Origin of the sequence: Pseudoalteromonas sp. KS88 (genome assembly GCF_004766475.1) — a bacterium.
Classification (GTDB): Bacteria; Pseudomonadota; Gammaproteobacteria; order Enterobacterales; family Alteromonadaceae; genus Pseudoalteromonas.
On the sequence record NZ_PYHV01000020.1, the window covers coordinates 95,328 to 116,088 of the forward strand.

The following is a 20,761-nucleotide window of genomic DNA, read 5'->3' on the forward strand; positions in this document are numbered from 1 at the left end:
CTCCTAGTTAACACTTTATTTTTTTATCTGAGAAAAAAAACGTCCCTGCTTTCCTTGGTAGTATAATGCGCTTGCTGGGGTCTGATAAATTAATCCAATAATTTTGCGCGGCCCCAAGCCCCTCTGATACAAAATAAATATAAACGCCAAAGGGGGATACTTCTAAATACTTCATAGTAAAATGGGTGTTATAGCCTAAATCAACCTTTTCATTCACGTCGCCATTAAAATCATGTAACCAATATTTATTTTTTTTATCGGCTAAAAAAGTTTTACCATCTGGCAATAAAAACAAGCCATTAGAGTAAATAATTGGCCGCTCAGTGAGCTTTTTTGTAGGCACATGGTAGTTATAATGCTTACCACTGGCGTAAAAAATCACATTTTCACTGTCTTTGGTCCAGTTAAAATGGGCATGACCATAGCCTTTACTCATAAAAATAAACTGTTGGGTTTTAGTGTCCCACAGCTCACGGGTAAAACCGTGCTCTGTTGTATCCATAGATAAAGCAATGTAGCGGTTATCTGGCGAGCGCTCAGGCTTATGTAGCCCAACCATCCATTTATCATTAAATGCAGTTTCGGGAATAATCCGGCGCCTATCAGAGCCATCCATGCGCGCAGAAAATAATGTAGTTTGCCCCGTCCACTCTATGTCGGTACTAAATAAAATTCGCGGAGTTGAAAACGTTTCTTTATCGCCATACACCTCATTGCGCACCTCTTTTGGCCATTCAGGGTGGTATGTATGACGATACGCCATTTTATCTTTACTAAATCGGCTTGGTTGCTCTTCAACAACTTGTTTTTCTGGTGGTTTAACTTCACCGCCACACGCAGTTAATAGCAATGTAGTAATACTTAGCAATATCATTGCGCTGCTACGCACGCTTTTACTAAACGCCTTTATATCCGTTATGTTGTGTAAAAACGGTTTAAATCGGGTTTTGTTCCGTGGGATTAATAACATGGATAATCCTAGTATATGCGGTGTGAATTTATTAATAGATTTATCTTATAAATCTATATTATTTATAATAAATTCACTCATCATCTATATTAATGCTTGGCATTAATTCTGCTTGCGGTGTTTGACCACTGAGCTGTGCATAAGGCACTCGTTCAAATATATAAAAAGGCTCAGCCCCGTCATTAGGATCTTGTAATAAATTAAATGTACCTTCTGTAGGGATTTTTTTAAACGTGAGCCGAACCCAATCTGTATCTACAATACGCCGTTCTCCAACAGGGCATTCTTGGCGCCAACAGCTTTCCACATGTTCCAAAATAATTTTCTCATTGAGCGGGTTTATTGGTTTGGCCGATGATTTAGTTAAATTTAACTGGTATGCAAAGGTGATTTTTGGATCTGTAATATACTTTTTATTTATATTATTTACTTGCATGGGCGTACACTGTAAAGCACTCATTTTAACTCCCAAATACTTGCTGTAATTTTGCTTTGGTTTTAGGCCCCGCAATGCTATCGACTTCAAGTTCGTGCTCATATTGAAATTCTTTTACCCCGGCTTTGGTTTTTGGGCCATTAATGCCATCTACCTTACCGCAGTCAAAGCCCAGTAAATTACAACGCGCTTGCACGCCTGAAAGCGTGTCTATTGGGTCTAAATGACCAACTTGTGCGGTAAAACTTTCACTGGGTGAGCTTTGATCTTCCTTGAGGTATAAATCGACTTGAGCGGTGAGGGTGTCGTTTTCGTTTAGCTCAACTTCAACTAGGCCGTCGCTCGGTAAAACGGTATCGATAGTTTGGCTGCCTATGTTGAGTACAATACGTTTGCCAGTGATGTCATCACCATCTTCATGAATTATTTGCAGGCGAAAATATTCTTTTTCGTTTTGTACTACAAAGGTGTTTACGCTACTGGTGCGCAGCGGCATAAACTTTTCTTTTTTAGGTGGTATGGTAATTTCATCGCCCGGGTAAATTAAGTTTGGATCAGGGCGCAGCGCTCTAAACTCAGCATTACTGGGGTGGTTATAAAGCGCTTTTGAAGTTCTAAAACCATCAGCCCTTACCTTATTCACACAGGGGGAATGGGTAAATTGTCTTTATCAAGCGGGATATCTGTATCATTCTCCGATAAATGTGTTAACACCGCATTTAGCTGCTGCGCAAAATCTTTTGGTTTTTCATCATCAAAAAATGCAAAGGGTTTGTCATCGGTTTGCCACTGTTCATGCTGTGGCATTACATGCTCGCGGCCATATTCCATAAATTGGCAAATAAATGCCAATACTGGCTCGTACGCATCTTTGCCGTTGTAATAAGGATTATGACGAGGTTGCACCATAAAGTTTGCCCATTGCATGTCACCGCGCTTACCAAGGCTGCGCGTTTGAATACGCATCATTTGAGAGTCTTCATGTATTCGTAGGTCTTTAAAATGCTGGGCGCGAACGTTGCCCTTATACCAGTGATAAACAATTTGCCGATTACGGTCAAACACCATCGGCGCTTGGCGTTTAAAAAAGATCAAAAAATACAATAAGGGCGGAAGTGTTAGTATAATAAAGATGGATAAAATTATATCTCGCTTAAGGCGAAACGTACCGCCAACATCAGCGGTTTCATAGTAGTGATAATGCATATAGCGGCTTAATGACATTTTGCCATTTTCATCAAGCCGTTCATAAATATTTTTCCTCACGGGGGGTAAAGTGGAAGATAAAAAATAGTTTTCTCCGTATTTTTTTTTATAAGAGTCAATATATTCCAAAGTTTCCTGTTCAACTGACTTCCACATAGAATAAAAACCAACTACCTGGTAAAACGCAATAAATGACACCATGAATAACATCGGGATAATGCCCATATTACGTGCTTTAATAGAGTTGTTGCTAAGCTTACAGGCATTATCATCAACATAGATGATCGGCGGTGGTGGCATCTCTGAGCTAGGCAATTTAAATGCCAGCAACGCTTTTATTTTATTGATTAATGGTACTGGGTAAATTGGTTTAATTAATGTCATTGTTTTTTACTTAACCGTATTCATGCTGGAGGAATAGGCAAGTTGTCTTTATCAAGCGGGATATCTGTATCGTTCTCTGATAAATGTGTTAACACTGCATTTAATTGCTGCTCAAAGTCTTTTGGTTTTTCATCATCAAAAAATGCAAAGGGCTTATCATCGCTTTGCCACTGTTCATGCTGTGGCATTACATGCTCGCGGCCATATTCCATAAATTGACAAATAAATGCCAGTACTGGCTCATACGCATCTTTACCGTTGTAATAAGGGTTATGGCGCGGTTGCACCATAAAATTAGCCCATTGCATGTTGTTGTGTTTATCAAAACCACGTGTCTGAATACGCATCATTTGAAAGTCTTCATAAATCCGTAAATCTTTAAAGTGCTGGGCGCGTACCTTGCCTTTGTACCAGAGGTAGACAATTTGTTTATCACGATCAAACACCATCGGTGCTTGACGTTTAAAACGAATAATAAAAAACAACAAAAGTGGAATAGTAACAGCATAAAAAACTAAAAGTGAAATGTCTTTTTTAAGGCGATAAGTACCGCCAACTTCGGCAGTTGTATAATATCGATAATGCATATAATTACTTAATGATAGCTCACCATTTTCATCTAACATCTCGAACCACATTCTGCGAACTTCGGGAATATCTGGTGATTTAAAATAATTATTACCAAGTTCTTTTTTATAAAAATCTATTTTTTTTTGTACAGACTCTTCTTTCTTACCCCAACCAGTATAGAAGTCATCAACATTCAAATGTACAGCAAATAAAATCATTAATAACAATGGGATCAGTCCCATATTACGGGCTTTCATTGAATTATTACTAAGCTTACAAATATGTTCATCTACATACACTATCGGTGTTGGCGGCGGTGCCTCTTTAGTGAGTTGAAAGCTAAGTAGTACTTTCAACTTATTTGCTAAAGGTACTGGGTAGTGGTGTTTAATCAAAGTCATTGTTTTTTACTTAACCGTATTCATGCTGGAGGAATAGGCAAGTTGTCTTTATCAAGCGGAATATCTGTATCGTTCTCTGACAAATGTGTTAACACTGCATTTAATTGCTGCTCAAAGTCTTTTGGTTTTTCATCATCAAAAAATGCAAAGGGCTTATCATCGCTTTGCCACTGTTCATGCTGTGGCATTACATGCTCGCGGCCATATTCCATAAACTGACAAATAAACGCCAGTACTGGCTCGTACGCATCTTTACCGTTGTAATAAGGGTTATGGCGCGGTTGCACCATAAAATTAGCCCAACGCATATCACCGCGCTTACCAAGGCTGCGCGTCTGAATACGCATCATTTGTGAGTCTTCATGTATTCGTAGATCTTTAAAATGTTGAGCACGGACGTTGCCCTTATACCAGTGATAAACAATTTGCCGATTACGGTCAAACACCATCGGCGCTTGGCGCTTAAAAAAGATTAGAAAATACAATAAAGGCGGCAGTGTCAGTATGTAAAATACCAACATAAAAATATCTCTTTTGAGTCTAGCCGTGCCGCCAACATCAGCCGTCTCATAGTAGCGGTAATTTATATACTTACTTAATGTAAACTTTCCATTTTCATCGAGCCGCTCATAATTGTTTTTTCTTACCGGGGTTACAGCTGAGGATAAAAAATAATTTTCCCCATATTTTTTTTTATGAAATTCAACTCGTTCCTGTATCCTATGTTCATTTGACTTCCATGTCGAATAAAAACCAGCTATCTGGTAAAAGGCAATAAATGACACCATGCACAACGCCGGAATAATACCCATATTACGAGCTTTTATTGAGTTGTTGCTAAGCTTACAGACATTATCATCAACATAGGTGATCGGCGGTGGTGGCATCTCTTCGTTAGGTAATTTAAATGCCAGCAACGCTTTTAATTTATTGATTAATGGTACTGGGTAAATTGGTTTAATTAATGCCATTATGGCCTCTTTTATTAATTTCAGTTCGGCATAAAGTCATTATCAATCATACCAATAATTGCATCATCAAGGACTTCGTTTTCAACTAAGTAACGCTTAGGCACAATACTATTAGGGCTAGGCTCATAGTACCAATACAAAGTCACATTATTTTTGTGCTGATGCTGCAAACTTAACGTAAATGTTGCCACCCCTGATATTAAAGCGCTTTTTAGTGCGTTTAGTTGCTCTTTTAATTGCTTAGTTAAAGCGGGGGCTTCTTCTGGTACAACTGTATAAATTTCGCTCCCCCCTTTTAGTGACGCAATCGCCATGCCATCAGCTTGCTCTAACCTATTTACCATAACTTTAAAATGCAATTGCGATATTCCCTGCTTAAAATTAGGTAAAGTAAAATGAAAATCTGATTGCCCCGTTTTATGCTCAAGCGCTAACACCGGGCGATTAAATAAATTTTCAAATTCTTGCAATTCCACTTTGTAAGCATCTGCTATTTTTTGCTCTTCATATATATCAAAAGCTAGTTCTAATCTATCACTTACCTCTAAACGTTCCTCCGATACATCAAGCGGATTATATTTGTCGCCCTTATCCCAAAATGGATACTTTTCACTACCCCCCCAAAAACAACAAGAGAGCAATAATTCTACATCGTTTTTACCATGGATAAATGCAACTGCCGCACCTGCACCGATTGCAATTAACCCCACAACAGTTAATAAAAGGCTTACTGGCAAGGCGCCAGTTGTTGCTGTTGCACCAGCACCATAAAGCATCGCTTGCCCTGCCAAAATAAAAGAGCCTGCTGAAATAGCTAAGTAGCCAACCCCTTCCTCGTCACTACCCATATTAAAAGCATGTAAGCTACTTATTGATGAACTAATACCACCAGTAATATTCGCCACTAAAATAAGCCGAGCAGCCACTTTACCCGTAACAAACTCACTTAGTGATTTACTTAAACGTGTTGCCTGCGATGGTAACTTTTGCATTGCTTGGGGTTGTAACAACTTAGGCTGCACCTTAACACCTAGTTTTAGTGTGTCACTTCCTATGGTAGCGATATCAACCGTTAGCGCTGAGAGCACACTCGTCCATGTCATCACAGATTGAAATGTTGAGCGGTTTTTTAGTGGGTTTGTTATATCAAATCGATTTTGGTGGATTAGGTCGTTAATTGCTAAAAGATTAAAAAAGGCACTTAAACCAGCAAAGCTGCCATCTACTAAAAGCGCAATTTTACTCGCTTCACTGTAAGGGCTATGCACAAACTCATAATTATTGTAATGACGAGCATCAACCTGAATTTCTGATAAGGTAATCAGCGTGGGGAGTTTAGCGTCTTTTACGCCTTCAACCCAGTCAAATGCCGCTTGCCCTAGCTTAATTTTATGCTCAGCACTGCCGACATAACGCTCTGCTGTTTGCGGGTTAGTTACATGTAAGGTGTGGTTTAAGTTTGAGTCATTGATGACTTGGTTAAGCAGTTTCTCTAGCTGTGACTCGGTGAGAGAAACTGTTTTATCGAGTATTTGTATGCCATATGCGTTTAAGATAGCGGGGACTACTTTGTTGGCGATATAATTAATCCCTGCCCCAGCACTTACACCAAATAGTTTTTTTGCGTAGTCCAAACTCACCTTTGTAGGTGAATATAACTTAGAGATAACCGGGGCTATCGTCACCATCAGTCTATCTAGTGCTCTTAAGGTGTTTGCAGTAAAGTCTGTGCCCTTTTGTGGTTGCGTAATGATTGGCCTTAAAAAGTAGTGCCAAAATATGGCGATTGGTGACGTATGACTGTTGTTTTCGGCTTGTTCAGCTCCTTCAATAAACAACTGCTCAAAGGCTTTATTTCCCGGGGCTGATGCTAACATTCCGGCAAACATATCAGTGTAGATATCGCACACCTTAACAAATTCATTTTCCTGCTCAGCATCTTGTTCGGGCTCTGCAAAAAAACTGTGCAGGTAGGTATTTAAGCTCCCCACTTGATTTTGATGCGGCGCAGCTTCCATAAATGCGCTATACAAATCGACGAACTCTTGCTGGCGTGCTAAGTATGTACGCTGACGTTTATCCATTGCTTGCCAATAGCGGCCATGCTCTTGCCAGTTGATGTTTTCTGCTAAGGCTTCTTTAATAACTTCGTCTTTACTACTACAAAGCGCTTGTACAAACGCGCCTATTGTATAGGGATAAATGTTTTGAGCGGATTCGGCTTGCTGTAAAATACACAGCTGAGCATGGGCAAGTGCAATATCTTTTTGTCGCCCAACAGGGTCAAATAACGCAACAATTTTAGATTTTTTAGAAAACCTCAATGTGTGATTGATTAGTAAGGAAATATAACTTGCATCAAGCTCGTAGGAGTCATCCGTAGTTAGCACATCTAAACTAATTTCATTTTGATCAGCCTCTGTACTTGCTTGAAACTTTAAAAAACGCTCTTTGCGCTCTCTGTAATCTTCAACAAGCTTCCACAAATTGGTTTCTGTAGCTGGAACAAAGTCCTGCCCGTCTTCTTTTTGAAGGTCAATTAACTGCATGCATTCGCGACGAAAGCTTTGCTGACTTTGCAGCTTATCGAGTACTTCCTTTGCTAATTCATGCTCGGTATAAACAATAGAGACTTTTTTTACTTCTCTACTGGCAAATACAAAACCATAGCTACCATCATCAGAAAGCTTACACTTTTTATGTGTATCCACTTCGATACCTTGAGAAGCATCGACACCATTTTTAAATTTGTACTTAACAAAATGTTCTGTCGCTATGCCTTTATCACTTTTGCGTTTTTCATATTTAAAAATATGCAGTAAATCTGTTGCAGGATTATCTTCATCAAATAGATAAACCCACCCCTCACGCAGTAAACGAATAATATAACCCTGCCCATCTTTAATCGTTCTTGCATGTAATAACGTATTTAAATCTGTGGGTAGCGCATTTTCATGTAATGTTTCTTCAAAAAAATTGGCATAGGCATATCTCACGGGATAAATAGGTGTCACTTCAGTATCAACTATCACTTTATTGATGCTATTAACCGCCATAGGTAAGGCATTATTTGCTGTATTCATTCTATTCCTTAGATTAAGATCCATAAACTTGCTTTAACTTAGCTTTTGTTTTTTCCCCTGCTATTGCGTCAACCTCTAAGCCATGCACAAATTGAAATCCCTTAACACCTGCTTTAGTTTTTGCGCCATTAATTCCATCTACCTTACCGCAATCAAAGCCCAGTAAATTACAACGCGCTTGCACACCTGAAAGCGTGTCTATTGGATCTAAATGACCAACTTGTGCGGTAAAACTTTCACTGGGTGAGCTTTGATCTTCCTTGAGGTATAAATCGACTTGAGCGGTAAGGGTGTCGTTTTCATTTAGCTCAACTTCAACTAAGCCGTCACTCGGTAAAACGGTGTCGATAGTTTGGCTGCCGATGTTGAGCACAATACGTTTACCGGTAATATCGTCACCATCTTCATGAATTATTTGTAAGCGAAAATATTCTTTTTCATCGCGAACCACAAAGGTATTTTTACTACCTGTTTTTAGCGGCATGAATTTTTCGGTTTTTTGCGGGATCTTTATAATATCCCCAGGAAAAATTAGGTTAGGATCGGGCCGCAGTGTTCTAAATTCAGCATTAATTGGATGCTGGTAAAGGCTTTTTGAGGTCCTAAAACCATATTGTCGCGCAATCCTTAACAGGGTTTCTCCTTGCGTTACTGTGTGTTGCTGGGCCATGATTTATATCCTTATAAATAATTAGCTTAGGGCGCTAGGCCTACAAGCCAATCTTTGTCGTCTAATTCAAAAAAGCTGACTTTGGCGTTTTCAAAATCAGGTCCTGAGACATTGGCGTAGCCATTTTGATCAAGTTGGCCAGTAATAACATGCCCGTTACGCAGACGAATTTTATAACCCATGTTAGCTTGCGGTTCGCCTGCTTCGTCGAGCAGTTCGATTTCATACGCTAATGTCGGCTGTTCAACGGTAAAGGTAGTGGTATCTACTGCGCCACTGGCGGTTACAATCACATTATAAACACCTGGTTTCACAGCAAAGTAGTGCTGCCAAAACGAGACTTCGTCGGGGCGTTTTTTAGCAAGCTGCAGAGTAACTTGCCCGCTGGTTGGCCCTTGCCACTTAATAACCACTGTGCGACTGTTGCTACATGAGCCTTCAATATTAAGCTTCCAGCCATCGGGCACTAATAAACTAGTGCCGGGTTGGGCTGGCTTGCGTTCGCTAAAACCTAAGTTGTAGTCGTAGATTAAATTGGCATTTTTATAACCAGTATATTGCTGGGCGAGCTGCTCTACGCTTTCACTCGCTTGTAAAAGATGGTTTGAAAAATTTTGCCTAACTTGATGCGACGCTTTTAGCAATACAGTACTTTGTAAAGCGGGCTTATATATACATACTGCGGGCAAGTGAACTTCAACAACAGTAGGACTTAAAGCGCGCCTATTTTGCTGCATTGATTGGGCAATATACTTTGCTTGACCTTCGCCATATTGGCTATTGAGTAGCGCTGGATTTGCTAAAAAGTTTGCTTGTTGAGTGTCATTTAAAAAGTGCTCAGAAGCCGAATAATCAGGTGCAACATTTGCTCCGCCAGCTGAGGAAAACTTAGTGTTACTTGCGGGCTCTTTTGGATAAACAGCTAAGCCTTGCGTAGTATTTTTATAGGTGTTGTAGCTGACTTTTCGCCATGTTTTTTCATTTACCCAAAATTGGCTACGAGGATCATCACGTAGTCGTGCGGCTTGGCGTTTATCAATAACACCATACTGATTATCTTGAATAAGCCGTTGTAGTTTTTTCGGTAATAAAAAGAATTCAGCACGCCTGACGTACGAAAACGTTACAACAGGTGCAATGGCTTCATCTTTTATTTCATCAAAAACATGGGTATGTTGGAAGTTCACCGCGTCCTTGGTGAGCATGTGCATCCTCGCTCTCTCTATTACTTAGCTTTAATCAACTAGGTACAAATGTAGTTACCAATAATAAAGAAATAGGAACAAAAAATCTACAGGCATTTATACTGACTCATTTGCTTTCAGTCTGATTATCACGCACATAATTACTCGCACCGCGGGTAATGTAACGTAACTGCCAAATCACTCGCTCAACCAACTCATCACGTTGTTGGCCTTCCAAATCAAGGGCTTCTGCTCCTGCATTAAATACCAGGGTAACCATTGCTTCTGCTTGAATGTATGCTTGAGTTGCATCACAAGGTGTTTCGCTTTCAAGGTAATGTGCCAGCTCCAAAATAAAATGCTTTATTTCCCGGGCAACGGCTGCTCTGAATGCTTTTGATGTGCCCGAACGTTCTCTCAGAAGCAATCTAAACTGATTACTTGAGTTATCAATGAACTCCATAAAAGTCACCACGGAGGTCGTGATCACACTGCCACCGCTAGCGATACGTCGGCGCGCTTGGCGCATCAATTGACGTAATGTTAGACCAGCTTCATCAACCATGGTCAAGCCCAGCTCATTCATATCTTTAAAGTGGCGATAAAACGAAGTAGGCGCAATACCCGCTTCACGAGCAACTTCACGTAAACTGAGGTTAGAAAAACTATGATCAGCACTTAATTGATTAAATGCCGCCTCAATTAAGGCTTGTCGTGTTTTTTGTTTTTGTTGCGCGCGAACACCCGACATGAACTACTCCTGATTTAATTTAAATCAAATTATGGTGACTTTTAGCTTAATTCCCCAGTCTAATACTTGACGGCGAGAGAATGAAATACTATTTTAGCGTACAAGTGTACGCTCAGATTTTTAAAGATGAAAAAACCACCGATAATTTGGACCAATGTCCTATTTTTTAGCCTGACCTTTTTGGCTGCTGTTACCTTAGTTCCTTGGTATGGAATTACCCATGGATTTACCAGTGCGCATTGGATTGCTTTTGTTGCGTGTATGTTTTATGCCGGCATGTCGATAACTGCTGGCTATCACCGCCTATGGGCACATAAAACCTACGACGCTCACCCTGTCATAGAGGCTTTTTTTGCTTTAGGTGGTGCTTTTGCATTACAAAATAGCGCGCTGCATTGGAGCAGCGATCACAGAATTCATCACGGCCAAGTAGATGACCCTGTAAAAGACCCATACGCTGCAACTAATGGCTTTTGGTATAGTCATATAGGTTGGATGTTGCGTGATTATCAAGGTGATAGCTATGGTGATTACAGCAACTGCCGTGACTTACAACGCAATAAAGTAGTTATGTGGCAGCATCGTCACTATATGAAATTGGTATTGGCAACAAACATTGGTATTCCTTTAGCCCTTGGTTTAATGGTCGGCGATGTATTTGGTATGCTATTATTAGCTGGATTATTGCGTTTAGTGTTAAGCCAACATTTTACATTTTTTATTAATTCAGTGGCGCATATTTGGGGCTCTCGCCCTTACACTGAAAAAAATACAGCCCGTGATAATGGCTTTTTAGCGCTATTCACCTATGGCGAGGGGTATCATAATTTTCACCATATATTTGCCAGCGATTACCGCAATGGCATTAGATGGTTTCATTATGATCCTACAAAATGGCTAATTCGCTCGCTTGCAGCATTAGGCTTAGCACATAAGTTGAAACGTACGCCGGTCGAACGTATTGAAAAAGCGAAGGCCGAAACGCTCATGAATAAAACGCAAATTCGCTTAGCTAAATTGCCACTAGCGCAAGATAAGCTAACATTGTTGCAGCAAGAATATGATTTATTGTTGAAAAAACTACAGCACTTTTGCGCCCTAAAAAAACAGGTGCTAGAAGTTAAAAAGAATAACATGCTGCAACAATGCGAAAAATCAGCTTTAATTACACAATACCATGAATTAGAAGCCGCTTGGGAAAGTCAAAAGCAAGCATGGCTAGCACTGAATGCGAGGTTATTAAAAGCCTCTTTTAGTTAATGTAGGAGTGGCAGTGGCCAAACAACAAGTAAAGAAAGAACAGCCATCATATCAATATGATGCAATTATTATAGGCACAGGACCTGGCGGTGAAGGTACCGCCATGAACCTGTCTAAAAGCAACAAAAAAGTAGCCGTTATCGAACGCCAAGAAGGCGTAGGCGGAGGCTGTGTGCATTGGGGTACCATTCCATCAAAAGCCCTACGCCATTCAGTTAGCCGCTACATTGAATACAAAGCAAACCCGCTATTTAGTATGGGTGAACGCCCCACCCGCTTAACTTTTCCCGATATTTTGCGTCACGCAAGCTCGGTGATCTCAAAGCAGTCTAACTTGCGTAGCAGCTTTTATGATCGTAACCGCATTCATTTATTCCAAGGTGATGCGAGCTTTATTGATAAAAACACCGTTGAAATTACTCGCCTAGATGGCTCAACAGAGCGCTTGACGGCAAAGACTATTGTTATTGCCACAGGTTCACGCCCGTATCGCCCACCTGAAGTCGATTTTACTCACTCGCGTATTTACGACAGCGACACAATTTTAGGGCTTGAGCATGACCCTCATCGCGTTTTAATTTATGGTGCTGGTGTAATTGGCTGTGAGTATGCGTCTATTTTTAAAGGGCTCGGTGCTAAAGTAGATCTAGTTAACACTCGCGACCGTTTATTGGCGTTTATGGATGCTGAGATATCAGATGCATTAAGCTACCACTTTTGGAACAGCGGCATTGTTATTCGTCATAACGAAGAGTTTGACCGCATTGAAACCCGTGAAGACTGCGTAATAATGCATTTAAAATCAGGTAAACGTGTAAAAGCGGATTGCATTTTATTTGCTAATGGCCGAACTGGTAACACCGACGGTTTAAACCTTGAAGCTGTTGGCTTGAAAGCTGATGGCCGTGGCCAGCTAAAAGTCAACGAAACATACCAAACCGAAATCGATAACATTTACGCTGTGGGTGATGTAATTGGTTACCCGAGCTTAGCCAGTGCGGCGTTTGACCAAGGCCGAATTGCAGCGGATGCCATTGCCTGTGGTAATTGCGATGAAAAGCTGATCATTGATATTCCGGCGGGTATTTATACTATCCCTGAGATGAGCTCTGTTGGCAAAACTGAGCAAGAGCTTACTGCGGCTAAAATACCTTACGAAGTAGGTCGTGCGCAGTTTAAACACTTAGCTCGTGCACAAATTGCAGGCACTGAAGTAGGGAGTTTAAAAATATTGTTTCACACTGAAACCAAAGAAGTACTCGGCGTACATTGCTTTGGTGAGCGTGCCTCAGAAATTGTTCACATTGGCCAAGCCATTATGGAACAAAAGCATGGTGGTAATAATATCGATTACTTTGTTAATACGACCTTTAACTACCCAACCATGGCTGAAGCCTATCGCGTTGCGGCACTTAATGGCTTAAACCGTTTATTTACATAATCCGTATTTAATAAGCGCTTAAAGACAATAAAAAGCCCGCTAATTTAGCGGGCTTTTTAAATTATAAACGCTAATAGCCTTTATTTATGATATTGCGCACTTAACTCATGTACCGCATTGATGAATACACCTGCATTTTCAGGATCAACATCCGGTGTTATACCGTGGCCTAAGTTAAATACGTGACCATTGCCAGTACCAAAGTCTTCTAAAATCGTACCAACTTCTTGACGAATACGATCATGCGTACCATGCAGCATTGATGGGTCCATATTACCTTGTAGCGCTACTTTATCGCCTACACGACGTTTAGCATCACCAATGTTGATAGTCCAATCAAGCCCAACAGCATCACAGCCTGTTGCCGCGATTGCTTCTATCCATTGACCACCGTTTTTAGTAAACAATGTTACAGGCACTTTACGGCCGTCATATTCACGGATTAAACCATCAACAATTTTATGCATATACTGCAGCGAGAATTCGTTGTAATCACGTGGGCTTAATACTCCGCCCCATGAATCGAAAACCATAAGCGATTGCGCACCCGCTTTTACTTGTGCATTTAGATAATCAATCACTGAATCAGCTAGTTTATCAAGCAATAAATGCAATGTTTGCGGCTCTGCAAACGCCATCTTTTTGATTTTACCAAATACCTTGCTGCTACCACCTTCAACCATATAAGTGGCTAAAGTCCAAGGTGAGCCAGAAAAACCAATAAGTGGCACTTCACCTTTTAGCTCACGACGAATAGTGCTTACGGCGTTCATTACATAACCAAGTTCATCCGTTGGGTCGAGCTTTGGAATTTTCTTAACGTCAGCTAAAGATGAAATTGGACGTTCAAATTTAGGGCCTTCACCGGTTTCGAAGTACAAACCTAAGCCCATTGCATCTGGGATCGTTAAAATATCGCTAAATAAAATAGCTGCATCTAGCGGGTAACGACGCAATGGCTGTAAAGTCACTTCACAGGCAAGTTCAGCATTTCGACACAGGCTCATAAAATCGCCCGCTTGTGCACGTGTTGCGCGGTATTCAGGCAAATAGCGGCCAGCTTGGCGCATCATCCATACCGGAGTCACATCAACAGGTTGTTTTTGTAATGCACGTAAATAACGGTCGTTTTTTAATTCGCTCATAGCGTAAAGGATCCTAAAACTTGTAGATATTGCGCAGATTGTATCACCATATGGCACAGCGCTCTATCGCAATAATTGTAAAACACCCCTGTATAGATTTAGATCAAAGGTTTTATGCAACGTAGAAAAAATGCCCGAAAAAGAATGTAACATTTAAATTTTTTTATTAATAAGTTTGCAACATACAAAAAACCTTGGTATAACTTGTCCCGCGTTAACAAAAACAATAATAAAAATTGTATAACAACAAAAATAAAAATCTTCCCAAAACAAAAAGAAAGCTTGTTTTAACAAGTCATGGAAAAAGAAATTAAACCACCATTTATGGTGGTTTTTTCTTGCCTTAAAGAAACTAAACACATTTTTATTTAACTTCGATAAGTTAATTTAAATCAATAGCTTAAAATTTTGTTACTGAATAAAGAAAAAAATGTGTTGATCTTTTCTCCATATTTCATTGTTATATAAACAAAACCAACCCGGCTTAGGAGAATAATCATGCTGACGCGTTTGGAAAAAGCTCAACAAAAATGGGGCGGGAGCCACACAATTATCGATAAATGGCTTACAGAGCGCCAAGAGCTGCTCGTGCTTTATTGTAAAATTGCTGGTTTTTCACCGTATGACAAAAATGATCACGCTTTACCCGATCAGCTGCAAATTCAAACCTTTTGCCAAATTTTAATGGATTATTTGTCTGCTGGACACTTTGAAGTGTATGACGACATAGCAAAAGCTTGTGAGCAAAAAGGTCCTAAAAGCCAACAACTTGCCAATGAATTATACCCTCGCATCTCTGACACAACGGATATAGCATTAGACTTTAACGACAAATATGCCGAAGTTGCAAAAGATGATTTGTTGAATCAATTTGATAATGACTTATCTAAGTTGGGTGAAGCGTTAGAACTACGCTTTGAGCTAGAGGATGAACTCATCGATAACCTATATTCAAATCACTCTGAATAAAAAGTAATTTATACAAAAAAGGGGCCAATTGGCCCCTTTTTGCTAGCTTGAGTAAATTACTCAGCAGCTGCTACTTCTTCTTCACCTTGAATTTCAAGTAATTCTACTTCAAAAACAAGTGTTGAGTTAGCAGGGATCTTACCTAAATCACGTTCGCCATAAGCAAGCTCTGATGGAATAGTGAATTTGTACTTAGACCCAACAGGCATAAGCTGTAAACCTTCAGTCCAACCTGCGATAACACGGTTAAGTGGGAATGTTGTAGGTTCATTACGTGAATAAGAGCTATCAAATTCTGTGCCGTCTAGTAAAGTACCTTTGTAATGTACTTTAACAACGTCAGTCGCTACAGGCTTTTCACCGTCACCCATTGACAGTACTTCGTATTGAAGACCTGACTCAGTCACTGTTACGCCTTCTTTTGCAGCGTTATCAACTAGGTATTGTTCACCCGCAGCTTTGCTTTTCTCTGCTTCAACTTTCGCCTGAGCTTCTTGCTTAGTACGTACAGATGTATCAAGTGCAGTTAATACTTCACGGATTTTCTCTTCATCTAGCTTAGACTCGCCAGCAAGCGCATCTTTAAAACCGCGCATAAGTAATGCTTGATCAAGCTCAACACCTAGCTCAGTTTTGTCAGCTAAATCTTTATTTAAAAAGTTACCTACAGATGCACCAATACCGTATGCTTGTTGTTGTGCTTCAGTTTCTAACTTTACAGGTGCTTGTTCTTGTTTTGCTTCTTGATTACAAGCTGTAAGCGCTAAAACTGACGCTGCAATCAATGACAATTTAATCGTCTTTTTCATTTTAAATCTCCGACACACTTTGCAGATGTCATTTATTGTATTATTACTAGTTAAAGATTAACGGCCTACGTGATAGGCTGCTTATCTAATTACTGAGTAAGGCAATATGCCAATTTCAAATCATTAGATAAACGACCTCGACCTTTATCGCGTCCTAGTCTAACCTCTCAGTCAATAAGAGTTAAGGGGAAATACCTGTAATATGTCGATATTTCGTACTTTTTTGTATCTTCTGTGCTGTACTTTATTAATTGCCTGCTCAGAACAAAAAGAACACGCGACTGCCAGCTATGAGCACGCAGCAAAGGGCGCATTTGCCTCTGCCCTTTCTCATGATGGCCGGTATAGCCTGATCTCATCTATACACCATGGGGTCGCCCTATGGGATAATCAACAGCAGGTATTAAAATACCAATGGTTTCAGCAACAAGACCAAGATAGTTTGGTACATACTGTTGCCATCGCCTTTGATAACAGCCATGCCGTTACCGCTGAAAAAACCACGTTTGCCGTTTGGGATATCAACACGGGTGACAACGTTGGCTACTACAAAATAAAAACCGCCACCATTCGCGATATCGCTATTAGCAACCAAGGCCGCAGTGTTTTGTATGGCCGTAGCGACAATGTTGTGGTTTACCTCAACTTAGAGACCGGAAGGCGCATTGAGTTCCTTGGCCACCAAGAAAAAATTAACGTGGTAGATCTTTCACCCAATGGCCGCTTCGCATTAAGTGGATCAAATGATTATGTTGCCTACTTTTGGGATACGCAAAGCGGCCAAGTTATTCACCGTTTTAATCACCCCAACCGTGTTACGCAAGTAGCCCTTGATCCACAAGGTCGCTATGCCTTTACCGCAGACAGTATGGCACAAGCACATGTATGGCAGCTGACAACAGGTGATCTTGTTAGCAAACTAAAGTATATTGCCCGTCAGAAAATTTTTACTGCGGTTCGATTTAACGAACAAGCAACGTTGCTGTTAACTGGCTCACCTAACCGCTTAGTTGATTTATGGCAAATAGCCGATGGTGAAAATATTCAAAGCTGGCGAGTCACTCCGCGTGAAGGCAGTAAGCCTAAATCTGCGGTGGTATTAGATGTCGCGTTTACTGATAACGATACTGCGTTGTTAACCGAAAGCTCCAGCGGAATCGCTGAGCGCTTTACTATACGAGAAGCTAATGAACACAATTGAACATCGCTTAATGGAGCTTGAGGCCAAAGTAGCCTTCCAAGACGAGACCATTGATATTTTAAATGATGAAATTAAAGCTCACCAGCAGCTGTTGGCTAAAATGAAACGCCAAACAGAGCTACTGGCTGAAAAAATAAAAGAGTCGCAACAACCCTCTTTAATGTCGCAAATGCAAGAGCCGCCGCCACCGCATTATTAAACAAACGGTTAATCGCCCGGCTTAAACACGCCAATCACTTGTTCAAATTGGCGTGTTGATGCTTGCACAGCTTGCTCTGGCTGAGTCATTTTATGACCGCACTGAACGCACTCAACCTTTTCAACGTCATGCTCTTTATAAAGCATCATCATGTCCATGGTTTTACATTCAGGGCAGGTTGCACCCGCAATAAATCGTTTTCTCTGTTTCACACCGTTTCTCCACAGTTTTAACTGCTTTCATTTTATCCTAATACAGATACGATTGATAACCATAAGTCGATCCGTGCTATGATGTGGGCAATTAAATCAGGGCACAATAAAGTAACGTATTCATGATCCAAATTTCAGAAATAGAACTACTGCGTGGCGGTAAAGCACTATTAAAAGATGCTTCAGCAACCTTATTCCCCGAACATAAAGTGGGCTTAGTTGGAGCCAATGGCTGCGGTAAATCTACCTTATTTAGCTTATTAAAGTCAGAGCTTTCGTTAGATGCGGGTAACTATACTATTCCGAAGGACTGGTCTATTTCGTCAGTAAAACAAGAAACACCAGCGCTTGAAATAAGCGCTATTGATTACGTATTACAAGGCCACCCTGATTACTACGCGCTGCGGATTGCATTACGTGAAGCTGAGCAAAATAACGACGGCGATACACAAGCCAAAGTGCATATTCAGCTTGAGAACATTAAAGGCTACAGTATTGAAGCCAAAGCAGGCGAACTATTGCACGGTTTAGGCTTTGCCAATAACCTAATTGAAAACCCAGTCAGTGCGTTTTCTGGTGGTTGGCGTATGCGTTTAAACCTAGCCCAAGCACTGATTCGCGATGCCGACTTGCTACTGTTGGATGAGCCAACTAACCACTTAGACTTAGATGCCGTATATTGGCTAGAACGTTTTTTACGCGCTTACACAGGCACGCTGGTATTGATCTCTCATGACCGTGAATTTTTAGATGCAGTGGTTGATCAGATTTGGCATATCGACCAACAAAAAATCAATGTATATAAAGGCCACTATTCGCAATTTGAACGCCAAAAAGCCGAGCGCTTACTGCAACAACAAGCGATGTTTGAAAAACAACAGGAGCAAATTGCCCACCTTGAGCAATTTATTACACGCTTTAAAGCCAAAGCCAGTAAAGCTAAGCAAGCACAAAGTCGTGTAAAAGCCCTTGAGCGTATGGAAAAACTTGCCCCAGCGCATGCCGATTCGCCATTTGATTTTGAATTTGCCGAGCCACTTGCCTTACCTAACCCGCTTATGACACTTGATAAAGCCAAAGCAGGTTATGGTGATGTGACTATTTTAGATAGTATAAAACTTAACTTAGTACCGGGTAGTCGTATTGCACTTCTTGGGCGTAACGGTGCGGGTAAATCAACACTTATTAAACTCCTCGCTGGCGAGCTACAGCCACAAGCCGGTGAAGTATTTCAACACCAGGGTTTAAACATCGGTTACTTTGCGCAGCACCAATTAGAATCCTTAGATTTAAAAGCCAGTGCCGTTACACATATCCAGCGCTTAAATCCAAAAGCCAGTGAGCAATCTCTGCGTGACTTTTTAGGCGGTTTTGCATTTATAGGCGACAAAGCGCTTGAGCCAGTTGCGCCATTCTCGGGGGGTGAAAAAGCCCGCCTCGTTTTAGCTATGCTAGTCTATCAAAAACCTAACTTACTGCTGCTGGATGAGCCAACCAACCACCTTGATTTAGAAATGCGCCACGCTTTAGTGATGGCGTTGCAAGGCTTTGAAGGTGCTATGGTTACGGTATCGCATGATCGCCATATGCTCAAAAACACCGCCGATGAATATTACTTGGTTGATAACGGAGAAGTCACACAGTTTGGCTATGACTTAGATGAGTATTACCAATGGTTACTCAATGCCAATAAAGAAGCCGCAAAGGTTGGGCAAACTGATGACGAACCAAAAGCAAACTCACAAGTTAACCGCAAAGAGCAAAAGCGTTTAGAGGCAGAATTTAGAAAATCAATTCAGCCCCTTAGAAAGCAAATTGAAAAACTTGAAAAACAACTCGATAAACATTCAGCAGAACTAAACGAAGTTGAAGTTGCACTGGGCGATAACACCCTTTATAACGATGACAACAAAGCCAAGCTAAAAGAGTTAATAGCAAAACAAGCGACATTAACACCTAAAGTAAACGATATCGAAGAAGAGCTACTCATGGCCCTTGAAGAGATGGAAGAAAAAGAACAAGCGTTTGCCGATGAACTTGCTTAACTGCGATGACTTTTGGCAATTTGCATGTGACCTTTATAGCAAAGGTGACATGCAAACGCGTCTGTTGGATTATCAAAACCAGCAAGGTAAAAATGTAAACCTGTGTTTGTTACTGTATTACCTAGACTCTCTCAAGCTAGCAGTTAGTCAAACTCAGCTAAACAAGCTTGAACAATCAATTTGTGAATTTGACCAGCAGGTATTGAAGCCCCTTCGTGCTACACGCGCCTATCTAAAAGCAAATCAAACCGAGATTGCAGATTACGCTGTAATTCGTAAAGAGCTGCTCAGTACTGAGCTCAAGCTCGAGAAACAACAACAACAGTTGTTAGTAGAAAAAGTGAATACTTTAACATTAGAGCCTGATTCGAGGACCACTAATGTAATGCTATATGTTGGAGAGCTTTAAGCATTCGTTTTTTGCTGCAACTGCAACCCTGTTAGGGTTGCTAAAGTAATAACTAACAATGAAACAGGCAACTCTATAATGGAAGTTTCACTGAAAAAGTAAAACTCTTGCAATATCAATGAGACAGTTACTGTACCAAGCAAAAAGCCTAAAAAGTAAACATAAAATATATATCGCCAAGCATAATTATCACTGCGATATGCCATTACACCGTATAGTAAAAAAGATAAAACACTAGAAGGCATGATTGCAATAAGAATGTAATCGCCAAGCCTCGATGATGAATAGCGCTCAAAACCAACAACAGTATTAAGTAATGTCGATAAGGCAATTTGCAGCAGCATAATCACTAAAGTGTATTTAACTATCCGTGTAATGTTCAATGCCTACCACCATTATTACTAGGTATAAAAATAAAGCTATAAAGGAAAATTATAAGCCCAAG

At 40.5% G+C, this 20,761-nt stretch carries 21 protein-coding genes; 7 read left to right on the forward strand and 14 right to left on the reverse strand.

The genetic code is table 11. The features are described 5' to 3' along the window. Positions 1-7 precede the first annotated feature (7 nt). The 10 genes from C7Y70_RS14360 to fabR all read right to left on the reverse strand — a co-directional run bounded on the left by C7Y70_RS14360 (position 8) and on the right by fabR (position 10,626). A complete protein-coding gene (locus C7Y70_RS14360) occupies positions 8-970 on the reverse strand; it encodes a hypothetical protein (RefSeq protein ID WP_245321526.1) in 963 nt (320 codons plus the stop codon). A 73-nt stretch (positions 971-1,043) separates the two neighbouring features. Next, positions 1,044-1,430, reverse strand: coding sequence for a hypothetical protein (locus C7Y70_RS14365; protein WP_135475397.1), 387 nt, complete (start codon positions 1,428-1,430; stop codon positions 1,044-1,046). Between the two features lies 1 nt (position 1,431). Continuing rightward, the gene (locus C7Y70_RS14370; RefSeq protein WP_135475398.1) at positions 1,432-2,049 is read right to left on the reverse strand and encodes a peptidoglycan-binding domain-containing protein; all 618 of its coding nucleotides are present in this window, start codon (positions 2,047-2,049) and stop codon (positions 1,432-1,434) included. Beyond that, entirely contained in the window at positions 2,046-2,996 is a 951-nt protein-coding gene (locus tag C7Y70_RS14375; protein ID WP_135475399.1) for a hypothetical protein, read from the reverse strand. Before C7Y70_RS14375 ends, C7Y70_RS14370 begins: the two co-directional genes overlap by 4 nt. A 20-nt stretch (positions 2,997-3,016) precedes the next feature. Next, positions 3,017-3,967, reverse strand: a complete 951-nt coding sequence (locus tag C7Y70_RS14380) for a hypothetical protein (protein ID WP_135475400.1) — start codon at positions 3,965-3,967, stop codon at positions 3,017-3,019. 20 nt (positions 3,968-3,987) lie between these two features. Then, complete coding sequence (locus tag C7Y70_RS14385) at positions 3,988-4,938, reverse strand: hypothetical protein (RefSeq protein ID WP_135475401.1); 951 nt, start codon at positions 4,936-4,938, stop codon at positions 3,988-3,990. Positions 4,939-4,958: 20 nt separating this feature from the next. Continuing rightward, complete coding sequence (locus C7Y70_RS14390; protein ID WP_135475402.1) at positions 4,959-8,021, reverse strand: toxin VasX; 3,063 nt, start codon at positions 8,019-8,021, stop codon at positions 4,959-4,961. A gap of 13 nt (positions 8,022-8,034) precedes the next feature. Then, on the reverse strand, positions 8,035-8,691 hold the full coding sequence (locus C7Y70_RS14395) for a peptidoglycan-binding protein (RefSeq protein ID WP_135475403.1): 657 nt from the start codon (positions 8,689-8,691) through the stop codon (positions 8,035-8,037). A 26-nt stretch (positions 8,692-8,717) separates the two neighbouring features. Next, positions 8,718-9,896, reverse strand: a complete 1,179-nt coding sequence (locus tag C7Y70_RS14400; protein WP_245321528.1) for a hypothetical protein — start codon at positions 9,894-9,896, stop codon at positions 8,718-8,720. Between the two features lie 106 nt (positions 9,897-10,002). Continuing rightward, complete coding sequence (gene fabR, locus C7Y70_RS14405; protein WP_135475405.1) at positions 10,003-10,626, reverse strand: HTH-type transcriptional repressor FabR; 624 nt, start codon at positions 10,624-10,626, stop codon at positions 10,003-10,005. Between the two features lie 126 nt (positions 10,627-10,752). Between fabR and C7Y70_RS14410 the strand changes: the two genes are divergently transcribed. Together C7Y70_RS14410 and sthA are read left to right on the forward strand one after the other, a co-directional pair. Then, entirely contained in the window at positions 10,753-11,886 is a 1,134-nt protein-coding gene (locus tag C7Y70_RS14410; RefSeq protein WP_099295505.1) for a fatty acid desaturase, read from the forward strand. 13 nt (positions 11,887-11,899) lie between these two features. Then, on the forward strand, positions 11,900-13,327 hold the full coding sequence (sthA, locus tag C7Y70_RS14415) for a Si-specific NAD(P)(+) transhydrogenase (protein WP_099295504.1): 1,428 nt from the start codon (positions 11,900-11,902) through the stop codon (positions 13,325-13,327). A gap of 80 nt (positions 13,328-13,407) precedes the next feature. On the opposite strand, the gene hemE is transcribed toward sthA, so the two are convergent. Beyond that, a complete protein-coding gene (gene hemE / locus C7Y70_RS14420; RefSeq protein WP_099295503.1) occupies positions 13,408-14,472 on the reverse strand; it encodes a uroporphyrinogen decarboxylase in 1,065 nt (354 codons plus the stop codon). A 498-nt stretch (positions 14,473-14,970) separates the two neighbouring features. Between hemE and rsd the strand changes: the two genes are divergently transcribed. Continuing rightward, the gene (gene rsd, locus C7Y70_RS14425; protein ID WP_135475406.1) at positions 14,971-15,441 is read left to right on the forward strand and encodes a sigma D regulator; all 471 of its coding nucleotides are present in this window, start codon (positions 14,971-14,973) and stop codon (positions 15,439-15,441) included. A gap of 56 nt (positions 15,442-15,497) precedes the next feature. Here rsd and fkpA read toward each other — a convergent pair whose 3' ends face one another. Beyond that, positions 15,498-16,250, reverse strand: coding sequence for an FKBP-type peptidyl-prolyl cis-trans isomerase (gene fkpA / locus C7Y70_RS14430; protein WP_099295501.1), 753 nt, complete (start codon positions 16,248-16,250; stop codon positions 15,498-15,500). Between the two features lie 202 nt (positions 16,251-16,452). Between fkpA and C7Y70_RS14435 the strand changes: the two genes are divergently transcribed. Continuing rightward, positions 16,453-17,451 carry a hypothetical protein gene (locus C7Y70_RS14435; RefSeq protein ID WP_135475407.1) on the forward strand — a complete coding sequence of 333 codons (999 nt, stop codon included), beginning with the start codon at positions 16,453-16,455 and terminating at the stop codon, positions 17,449-17,451. Beyond that, a complete protein-coding gene (locus C7Y70_RS14440) occupies positions 17,438-17,650 on the forward strand; it encodes a SlyX family protein (RefSeq protein ID WP_087532623.1) in 213 nt (70 codons plus the stop codon). The genes C7Y70_RS14435 and C7Y70_RS14440 overlap by 14 nt, the downstream gene beginning before the upstream one ends. Before the next feature lie 8 nt (positions 17,651-17,658). On the opposite strand, the gene C7Y70_RS14445 is transcribed toward C7Y70_RS14440, so the two are convergent. Further along, entirely contained in the window at positions 17,659-17,862 is a 204-nt protein-coding gene (locus tag C7Y70_RS14445; protein WP_087532624.1) for a YheV family putative zinc ribbon protein, read from the reverse strand. Positions 17,863-17,984: 122 nt separating this feature from the next. Between C7Y70_RS14445 and C7Y70_RS14450 the strand changes: the two genes are divergently transcribed. Together C7Y70_RS14450 and C7Y70_RS14455 are read left to right on the forward strand one after the other, a co-directional pair. Then, positions 17,985-19,907, forward strand: coding sequence for an ATP-binding cassette domain-containing protein (locus C7Y70_RS14450; RefSeq protein WP_135475408.1), 1,923 nt, complete (start codon positions 17,985-17,987; stop codon positions 19,905-19,907). After that, positions 19,894-20,316, forward strand: coding sequence for a TIGR02444 family protein (locus C7Y70_RS14455; protein WP_135475409.1), 423 nt, complete (start codon positions 19,894-19,896; stop codon positions 20,314-20,316). Before C7Y70_RS14450 ends, C7Y70_RS14455 begins: the two co-directional genes overlap by 14 nt. Here the strand turns inward: C7Y70_RS14455 and C7Y70_RS14460 are convergent. Further along, positions 20,313-20,699 carry a hypothetical protein gene (locus C7Y70_RS14460; protein WP_135475410.1) on the reverse strand — a complete coding sequence of 129 codons (387 nt, stop codon included), beginning with the start codon at positions 20,697-20,699 and terminating at the stop codon, positions 20,313-20,315. The genes C7Y70_RS14455 and C7Y70_RS14460 overlap by 4 nt on opposite strands. Positions 20,700-20,761: the final 62 nt, after the last annotated feature.

Coding starts and splice junctions, on each gene's coding strand:
- C7Y70_RS14385 (WP_135475401.1), bottom strand. CDS start 4,938: ATGGCATTAATTAAACCAATTTACCCAGTACCATTAATCAATAAATTA.
- C7Y70_RS14455 (WP_135475409.1), top strand. CDS start 19,894: ATGAACTTGCTTAACTGCGATGACTTTTGGCAATTTGCATGTGACCTT.
- hemE (WP_099295503.1), bottom strand. CDS start 14,472: ATGAGCGAATTAAAAAACGACCGTTATTTACGTGCATTACAAAAACAA.
- C7Y70_RS14395 (WP_135475403.1), bottom strand. CDS start 8,691: ATGGCCCAGCAACACACAGTAACGCAAGGAGAAACCCTGTTAAGGATT.
- C7Y70_RS14435 (WP_135475407.1), top strand. CDS start 16,453: ATGTCGATATTTCGTACTTTTTTGTATCTTCTGTGCTGTACTTTATTA.
- fabR (WP_135475405.1), bottom strand. CDS start 10,626: ATGTCGGGTGTTCGCGCGCAACAAAAACAAAAAACACGACAAGCCTTA.
- C7Y70_RS14400 (WP_245321528.1), bottom strand. CDS start 9,896: ATGCTCACCAAGGACGCGGTGAACTTCCAACATACCCATGTTTTTGAT.
- C7Y70_RS14440 (WP_087532623.1), top strand. CDS start 17,438: ATGAACACAATTGAACATCGCTTAATGGAGCTTGAGGCCAAAGTAGCC.
- C7Y70_RS14365 (WP_135475397.1), bottom strand. CDS start 1,430: ATGAGTGCTTTACAGTGTACGCCCATGCAAGTAAATAATATAAATAAA.
- rsd (WP_135475406.1), top strand. CDS start 14,971: ATGCTGACGCGTTTGGAAAAAGCTCAACAAAAATGGGGCGGGAGCCAC.
- C7Y70_RS14390 (WP_135475402.1), bottom strand. CDS start 8,021: ATGAATACAGCAAATAATGCCTTACCTATGGCGGTTAATAGCATCAAT.
- fkpA (WP_099295501.1), bottom strand. CDS start 16,250: ATGAAAAAGACGATTAAATTGTCATTGATTGCAGCGTCAGTTTTAGCG.
- C7Y70_RS14375 (WP_135475399.1), bottom strand. CDS start 2,996: ATGACATTAATTAAACCAATTTACCCAGTACCATTAATCAATAAAATA.
- C7Y70_RS14450 (WP_135475408.1), top strand. CDS start 17,985: ATGATCCAAATTTCAGAAATAGAACTACTGCGTGGCGGTAAAGCACTA.
- C7Y70_RS14410 (WP_099295505.1), top strand. CDS start 10,753: ATGAAAAAACCACCGATAATTTGGACCAATGTCCTATTTTTTAGCCTG.
- C7Y70_RS14380 (WP_135475400.1), bottom strand. CDS start 3,967: ATGACTTTGATTAAACACCACTACCCAGTACCTTTAGCAAATAAGTTG.
- C7Y70_RS14360 (WP_245321526.1), bottom strand. CDS start 970: ATGTTATTAATCCCACGGAACAAAACCCGATTTAAACCGTTTTTACAC.